This is a genomic window from Elusimicrobiaceae bacterium, from assembly GCA_017528825.1.
Taxonomy (GTDB): Bacteria; Elusimicrobiota; Elusimicrobia; order Elusimicrobiales; family Elusimicrobiaceae; genus Avelusimicrobium.
Window position 1 is genome coordinate 18,595 of sequence record JAFXOI010000036.1, and the last position, 8,501, is coordinate 27,095.

Sequence of the window (8,501 nt, forward strand, 5' to 3'; positions counted from 1 at the left end):
GCCATGAAAAAATTGCTCTTGCTGGGCGGTATCATAGGCAGCGCATGGCCCTTACTAGCCGGCCATTTCCCCTTGTGTATGTATGGGGTAGATGACCCCGCCGATCTGGCGACACTTAAAAAAGCCGGCTTTACCTGTATTCAATCGTATCAAAAAGAACCCGAAAAACTGGCCCCTTTAGCACGCCAAGCGCAAAAGCTCGGGATGCAAGTGGTTTTTCATCCACAACAAGTGCTGGGTTCAGCTTATCAGGAACAAGCACGCAACTGGCCGGTGCTGGCATGGTATATTGTAGATGAGCCGGACGTGTGGCAATGGAGTCGCGCCCGCGTACAGGCCGAACAAGACCGCGTCCGACAGGCATTTGCCGCACATTCCAATGCGCTAGTCATTGGGCAAGGCCGTACGGCTACCCCTTATTATGATTTACCGGATCATTTAATGGTAGATTGGTATCCGGTCCCGCATTTACCGTTAACTTCGTTTGGCGATCAAGTACGCTATGCCAAAGCCGGGCAAACCGCCTATGCAGTGGCAGACCGACCGCTATGGGGGGTGGTGCAGACCTTTAATTGGAAAGAATATAAACAACACCGCCCGGACGAAGACCGTATCGGACGGTTTCCGACACAAGCCGAAATTCGCTTTATGTCTTATGATGGAATACTGAACGGAGCAACCGGCTTATTTTATTTTATTTTCACTACAGAGGGTATTGCTTTACCAAAGGCACAACCTACATGGTGGGCCCACGTAAAGGCAGTATCGCAAGAAATAGCTCGCTTACGGCCGGTGCTGGAAGAAGGAATATTGACAGAAGGTTCGCTAACCACAGAGCCCCCCCTAGCCGTACAGGCTAGAAAATACAAAAATCATCTCTATTTAATCTTACTGAACCGCTCTTCTCAACCTATAGCCGTTCCGGCGGAATTGTTAAGCCGAAAATATAAAAAATTATTTATCCAAAAGAAAACTGCCGAAGTAGCTCCTTTTGATGTATGGGTGCTAAAAAAGAAAATAACAGATAAATAAGCCGGCAACCTGTTTTGGCAATAAATTGCTATACTGTATTTACCATAGAGAGTGTACGAGGGACAAGCCCTACGACTACACAGCAACCTACCGCAAGGCAAGGTGCTAATGCTTGGAAGATGGGGTAGAATATACGGCCCTATCTGTCGATGGGGTTTTCTTTTTGCCTCTCTGTGGGGAGTAAATAAATACAACCTATACGGAGAGGTATTTTTATGAGAAAACTAATAAAGAAATATTTGGAAGCGCAACAGACGTGGACCAAAGACACAACGAAAGATGAAATAAAAAAAGTAAACAAGGTGCTAGAAGAGTTCTCAAAAGCGGACTGGGAAGAGTTGCTACATTATACTTACCGCCCGAGTGCCAAATGCAAATATAAAGTGCGGACATTCCAATCATTCCCCGAAGAGGATAAAAGCGAGTTAGTAAAACAGTATTTAGACTTACAAACTCAATGGAGTGCGGCGGCTTGCAGGGGAGATATGGAAGAATACGAACGCTTGGGAAAAAAAGGCCATGCGGTACGAGATAAATTTATGCCTATGGACTGGGCATATGTATTAATTCATACCCCCAACGTTCATGCTAAAATTTATTATCACAAAAGGTTGCTAGAAGCCTGCAAGAAATAAACCACACCGTCTCTTAAACGAGGCGGTCTTTTTATACCCATATATGATGTGGTACAATAAAGGCTACCAAAATAATGCCAAGGAGACGGAGTATGAAAAGATTTTCATTCCTTGTTCTTGCACTTTTACTTTGTATAGAAGCCGGATTTGCGAAAGAAGGGACGGCCATAATAACTGACGGAAAACAAATGGTTGAAGTGAAGTTGGGCCCGAAGCAAGATAGTGATATAGATCTTACTTTTGCTTATGCCGCACGTGATGGACAGTTTAATAAAGTTAAAAGATTAATAAAAGAGGGTGTGAAAGCTAGCAATAAAAGTTTTCGGTATGCTGTCTATAATTACCACTTTGATATCGCAGATTATTTATTAGAACAGGGGGTAGATATTAACGGAAGAGATTTCACTGATCAAACAACGCTAGAAGCTATGATACGTGATAATAAGGATTCCGGAACACAAGTGGATGAAAGAGTAAAGTATCTCGTAGAAAAGGGAGCGGATCTTAATACCTTAGACGGTAATCTAAAAACTCCGTTAATGCACGCATTCTATATTCCAGCTAATTACGATGCCAATTATGCCGCAAACGTGGAGTATTTAATAGAGCATAAGGCAAATATTCACTTGGTGGATAGTTATGGCCATACGGCTCTGTATTATGCAGTATCCGTTGATAGAACTAAAAACACCAATTATTATGCCAATGCTATAGAGAAGATGAAAAAAGCCGGACTATCCCTAACAGAAGAAGAATTAACCGAAATAGAACAAAGTGCAAAAGAGTTTCAAGAAGAGCAGAAAAGAGATGAACAAAGAAGAGTCCAAAGAGAAGCTCAAGAAGAATTTAAACGAAAATACTGTAAGTTTCTATTTTGCTTATTCTAGACCAACCGCCTCTTAAACGGGGCGGTTTTTAGTGTATATGTGGGTATGATATGCTACAATACTTTTAGAAAATATTTTATTACAAGGAGATAAAATATGCGAAAAATTACCACCCTTTTATTTGCGCTTTGTGTAGCCACAGGGTTCGCTTTTGCGGAAGTACATACAAGCACCCCTGCTAGACCTAAACCCAATACTCCCACTATAGGGCATAGAAGTATTGCTACATGGAGAACCTTTCAAAATCCTACTATCCAAAACCAGATTACAAACGCACTTAATTCCGGTAACGCTACGGAGTTAAAGAAAGTGCTTTATGAGAATAACATAGACATCAATGCTACAAATGCTTACCCGAATGTTAGTTACGATGATTTTGGCTATATGGCTAACGGTCATACGCTATTAACGGGTGCAATTGATAGAGGAAATGACGGAAACGGTTGTAATTTAAATAGAGTCAAAACTTTAATCCAAGCCGGAGCTGACCTAAATGCAAGAAACGGTGTCGGACAAGTGCCTATGGATTATGTAAGACGTCAAAATTGTAATGCCGATTACAAGACCACCGATTATAACGTAATGTATGAGTTTATGACGAAAGCAGGTGCTAAACCAAATCCCAAATATGCAGGTAAATCTTTCAAACCTACTAAAGATGAAAAAGCACTTATTAAAGCCGCCAAAAAGGGAGATACTGCTACCGTTGCCAACTTGTTAGCCAAAGGTACAGACCCGAACGCATCAGACAAACTCCTTAATACCGCACTTATGGCCGCAGTAGAGGCCGGACAAGAAGAAACTGCCAAACAGTTACTAGCCGCAGGGGCAGACGTTCGTATCCTCAATGCCAACAAACAAAATGCCTTAACTATTGCGATTAACAATAAGCAAACCGCCATGTTCCCGTTGCTACTTCAAAATGGTGCATATGCTAGAAAAGGGATATTAGATGCCGCCCAAACCGGAAATGAAGAAATCTTACAAGCTCTTATCAACGCAGGTGCAGATTTGGAAGAAATAGAAAATGGCGAAACACCGTTGTATGAAGTGATTTCCAAACTCTATAAAAATAACTACGATACCAAACAGGCCGATACACTTTTACAAGCAGGAGCCAATGTTAAATATGTAGCACATGGTAATAGCGTGCTTTATTATGTATCCGGTCCGAATTTGGGTAACAAACGCAAACAATTACTCCAATGGCTTAAAGGGTATGGGGCCGAATTTACCGAGAAAGACCAAGAAGATATTGTCAACGAGTGGAAACAAGCAGAAGCAGAATATGAAGCCAAATACGGTAAAGAAAATGTAGGAGACATATTTGTAAAAGGTCTTGCTGAAGTAGGTGTGGCTATTGTACCGCAACTTATTGGGCAATATGGGGGTATCCCTGCCGCCACCGCCGCCCAAGCATTATCCGGTATGTCCACAACGTCGTCAAATGGTACTACCTGTGGGGACAGTAAACATCAATTCCAAGGGGCTACGTGTGATAAGTGCGTAAACAATAAACCTCGGAGTAATACTGCCTGTGCCGCCTGCTGTGCCACGTTAGGCAAACCGATAGCCGATAACCGATACTGGCCCAACGGTCGTGCACCTAAAGACGGATTTACCAGACCTGGGTGCTATTGTGTATTTACAGACGGAAGTGCCAACATCTTTTAAGTAAGCAGTACCTCTGTTAGATAGAACCCCTTGCAGAAATGTGAGGGGTTTTTTACTCCCGTTATGCCAAAAGTGCTACAATACTTTTAAGGAAGTCCCCATTGGGGGATAACAACCACAACATTAAAGGAGACAAAGCATGCATAAAATTATTGTACCTGTATTTGCCTTGGCACTATGCGTGGGGACAGCTTTTGCGGAAGTTAGAACCGGAACCCCTGCCCAAACGAAACCTAATACGCCCACTATGGGACATAGACCTATTGCTACGTGGAGAACTGCACAATCTAGTAATGAGCAAGCACTTTTTGCCGCTATTGAAATAGGTAATGTTGCCAAAGTGAAGGAACTGTTAAACAAAGGCGTAAATCCCAATGTTACGGACAAAGACGGTAATACTCCTTTAACCCTCGCTATTGTGAAAGGGCAATATGCCGACATTGTACCCACTTTACGTCAAGCAGGAGCCAAATTAAACCCCGAAAGCCCTATGGCACAACTCATTTTTGCTACTGCACCCAAAGTAGAAGGCGAAAAAGGTTTGGACGTTATGCGTTTTGGTCTTTCGGAAGGAATTAACCCCATTACTGCTATAGATAACAAAGGCCAAACAGCTCTTAATAATGCGGCTTTTTATAATAACCAATCTGCTGTAGAACTTTTGTTAAAGAATGGGGTAGATATAAATACTCGTAGTGGCATGATGGAGCGTACCCCTCTTACATGGACATTTAAACCGGAAATGGTGAAATATCTCATCACCAACGGTGCAGATGTTAATTTACGTAATGGCAACGGGCAGATACCGTTGTTTGTGGCTGATAAACCTGAAGTAGTTCAAATGTTATTAGAAGCCGGAGCTAATCCGCATAAAAAAATAAATGGGAAAACTACTCGCGAGTTTATACAAAAGCAAAACGATAGCGAAAAATTTGGATATAAAAAAGAAGGGAAGGCAAAAATGAAAGAGGTTATTAAATTACTCAAAGAAGCCGAAAAAAATATACCCAACATATCTGTAACCCAAGACGAGCTTTCCCTTATCCAAGCCGCTAAAAATGGCGACGTGCAAACCATACAAAACTTACTTAACAAAGGGGTAGATTTATTTGCACAGGATGATAATGGCAATGACGTTATAAAAGTGGCCATAGCAAACAACCAGATGGGTGTTATCAATATGCTTTTAGACAATGGATTGATACATCCACAGCGGATTTTGAATATAGCCGTCACCAATAAGAATATAGCATTACTCAAACAAATGCAAAATAGAGGTGCCTCTTTGGATGCTCAATACGGCTATACATATTGGCCGCCTCTGTTAAATGCCGCTATAAAATGTGACCTTGATAAAATGAAATTCTTGTTAGATGCAGGTGCTAATGTCAACGTCAGATTACATACTGGTATAAATGAAGGTGCTTTGTATTTTGCTAACCGTTTTAACTGCAAGAAAGATGTCATTTCCTTTTTGGAAGGGAAAGGTTTGACGCTTAGCGAAGAAGAAAAGAAAACCCTGGAAGGTAAGAAATCCACCTTCTGGAAAGATTTAGGCGAAGTGTTACAGGAAACGTTCCTTGACGGTATTAAGCAAGTAGGTTTAGGTGTAGCACAATATGCTTTAACTAAAGACGGGAGTATTCCTGCTACTACTATGGCTCAAGCGTTAAATGGTATATCCACAACCTCGTCCGGCAATGGTACTTGTGGGGATAGTAAACACCAATTTACAGGGGCTACTTGCGACAAGTGCGTGAATAACAAACCCCGTACAAACGCTGCCTGTGCTGCTTGCTGTGCCACGTTAGGCAAACCGATAGCCGATAACCGATACTGGCCCAACGGTCGTGCACCTAAAGACGGATTTACCAGACCTGGGTGCTATTGTGTATTTACAGACGGAAGTGCCAACATCTTTTAAGTAAGTAGTACCTTCATTAGATACAACCCCTTGCAGAAATGTGAGGGGTTTGATAATGCCCAAAAGTATGTAAAAAGGTCACTATAAAACTCGCAAGAATTTCTTTTCGCAACGCAAAAAACTGTGCCATTATAGTGACCATACTGTGACCACTATATTTATAGTTTTGCGAAAAAGTTGACGAGTTTTACATACTAGTTCGGCGAGAACTTAAAATTATAGTATAAGGGAATTTAACGGAAGATTTGGGTTTGCGGATAGTAGCACCGAATTTTAAGAGTATATTTGCTATTTTGTCGGCGAGGAATAATAAAAGATAGGGGCACTAACTGTGTACCATACAGGGTCCACTAACAATATACAAGATTTGCGTAATTTTGCTCATTTTGCTCAAAAAGTGTCGTCGGAAAAGTATAAGAAAAAACCCGCTCTCGACGGAGAACGGGTATATTTTAAGACGTGCGCCCAACAAGCACAGAACCTTCGACGAGAGCGTGTCCGCTATAGTGTACCATTTTTCAGGAGCTCGTTTTAACATTTTAGACACATGTTTTGAGGTCATTTTCACTTCGACAAGTTCGGCTTTTAACAGCGCATAAAATAGGCCCCAAAAAGACCCTAAATCGACTATGGGGTGCACAGAACCTTCTTCGAAAGGTGTCCAAAAGAGTGCCATCGCTAAGACGGCAGGAGAAAGCCCCAAAACCGCCCCAACGTGCCCTTTTAGACCTCTCTTGGCCCTAGTCACCCCATTCTTGTTCATTTTGCAGTTCCTGATCCGGATTCAAACAAAGAGTTAAACTCCGGCATTTTTCGTGGAGTCATACACTTTGCCGCCCGTTGCAAGTCAGCAGGGACTAGGTGTGCGTAGATTTCAGTCATTTGGATACTGCTATGGCCCAATAGCTTCGATACCTCATAAAGACTAATTCCCTTTTGCACTAACTGGGAAGCATATGTATGGCGTAATTTGTGAAGGAAGCTCTTAACCCCTGCGGCTTTAGCAATCCTAGGGTAGTAGGATGTCAGAAAATCCTTACTATTGCGACTAGACTCCCGGCCCACATCCACCACGTACTCGCTTTTTGCGCCATTTTGGGCCTGTAAAAGGGTTTCTTTCAGTGTTGGAGTCATTGGAACGAACCTAAAGTTTTCCGTTTTATCAGGGGCAATATAAAGCTGATTATTCTCAAAGTCCACATCTTGCCATCGTAAATGCGCTATTTCCCCTCTCCTAAGTCCGGCATCGGCCCCTAGTAGCACCACTATACGCCAACCCAAGGAAGGACAGGCCGCCAAAAGTTTATCTATTTCCTCATCCGTATGGAATACCACGCGCCCTTTGGGTGTTTTAAGTTTACCAACGGCCTTCCATTTCTGCTCCGGCATTAAGTCCCATTTTTCAGCTAGTCGCATAATGGCTTTGAGGGCTTGCATGCAACGGTTAATATTATGCTTACCGAATCCTTCATTAATCATATACTCCTTTGTCCCTTGTAAAAGGTTGGGAGTTACATCCCGTAATAAGCGCGGTGTATTAAAGTCTTCCATGCGTTTTATAGCCAATTTAGTCCATCGAATCGTACTTTCAGACCTTTCGGCAGACATAAAACGAAATAATCTGTCTTTAAAAGCATCCCACTCCATGTCCACAATTAGATTTTCTTTGGCTTTTTTGCGTCTGCTTACCAACTCCGCGTATTTATCCTTGGCCACTCTTAAGTTGGTGGTCTGTAGGGATATCCTCGAACGTTTCCCGTTTGGTACTCTAAAATCGGCATAGTAAACGCCGAATCTTTGTATTAATGCCATTTTGCAGTTCTCCTTACAACGCAAACTCGAACTTTGCGTCGTAGGAACATAGTAACTCTTCTTTCGGGAGAATAGTTGCTATTCGTAAGGTTTTTCTATGAAATTCAGTACTTCTCGTCGATAGTTATTTTCCAAAAAGATATTAACAAACCGAAAATATGTTGGAATTTTCTAAAATATAGATATGCTTAAACTAACCGTCATTCAAGATGATATAACAAAACTAAAAGTAGATGCCATCGTAAATGCCGCTAATCATACGCTGTTGGGTGGCGGTGGAGTGGATGGGGCTATACATCGTGCTGCAGGGCCGGAATTGCTCAAAGAATGCCGTACATTGGGAGGTTGCCCTACGGGACAAGCAAAAATAACCGCCGCTTATAACTTGCCCTGTAAGTATGTGATTCACACAGTCGGTCCGGTATGGCATGGCGGAAAAAAGAATGAGGATAAGCTGTTGGAATTGTGTTATAGAAACTCGCTGCAGATTGCCAAAGAACAGGGGATACGCAGCATAGCATTCCCCTCCATTTCTAC

7 protein-coding genes and 1 riboswitch are annotated in these 8,501 nt (G+C 42.2%); of the genes, 6 read left to right on the forward strand and 1 reads right to left on the reverse strand.

Going from position 1 to position 8,501, the window contains the following annotated elements; genetic code table 11:
* Positions 1-3: 3 nt before the first annotated feature.
* From IKN49_06685 to IKN49_06705, 5 genes are all read left to right on the forward strand, one after another.
* Positions 4-1,032 (forward strand): hypothetical protein, encoded by a 1,029-nt coding sequence (locus IKN49_06685; GenBank protein ID MBR3632722.1) that lies wholly within the window; start codon positions 4-6, stop codon positions 1,030-1,032.
* A gap of 39 nt (positions 1,033-1,071) precedes the next feature.
* Positions 1,072-1,158, forward strand: a riboswitch (SAM riboswitch).
* A gap of 89 nt (positions 1,159-1,247) precedes the next feature.
* A complete protein-coding gene (locus IKN49_06690) occupies positions 1,248-1,667 on the forward strand; it encodes a hypothetical protein (GenBank protein MBR3632723.1) in 420 nt (139 codons plus the stop codon).
* Positions 1,668-1,759: 92 nt separating this feature from the next.
* Complete coding sequence (locus tag IKN49_06695; protein MBR3632724.1) at positions 1,760-2,554, forward strand: ankyrin repeat domain-containing protein; 795 nt, start codon at positions 1,760-1,762, stop codon at positions 2,552-2,554.
* Between the two features lie 96 nt (positions 2,555-2,650).
* Complete coding sequence (locus IKN49_06700) at positions 2,651-4,228, forward strand: ankyrin repeat domain-containing protein (protein ID MBR3632725.1); 1,578 nt, start codon at positions 2,651-2,653, stop codon at positions 4,226-4,228.
* Positions 4,229-4,367: 139 nt separating this feature from the next.
* Entirely contained in the window at positions 4,368-6,152 is a 1,785-nt protein-coding gene (locus IKN49_06705; protein ID MBR3632726.1) for an ankyrin repeat domain-containing protein, read from the forward strand.
* A gap of 759 nt (positions 6,153-6,911) precedes the next feature.
* Here the strand turns inward: IKN49_06705 and IKN49_06710 are convergent.
* On the reverse strand, positions 6,912-7,964 hold the full coding sequence (locus IKN49_06710; protein ID MBR3632727.1) for a site-specific integrase: 1,053 nt from the start codon (positions 7,962-7,964) through the stop codon (positions 6,912-6,914).
* Between the two features lie 184 nt (positions 7,965-8,148).
* On the opposite strand from IKN49_06710, the gene IKN49_06715 reads away from it, so the two are divergent.
* The coding region (locus tag IKN49_06715) for a macro domain-containing protein (protein MBR3632728.1) at positions 8,149-8,501 on the forward strand (353 nt) is incomplete at its 3' end.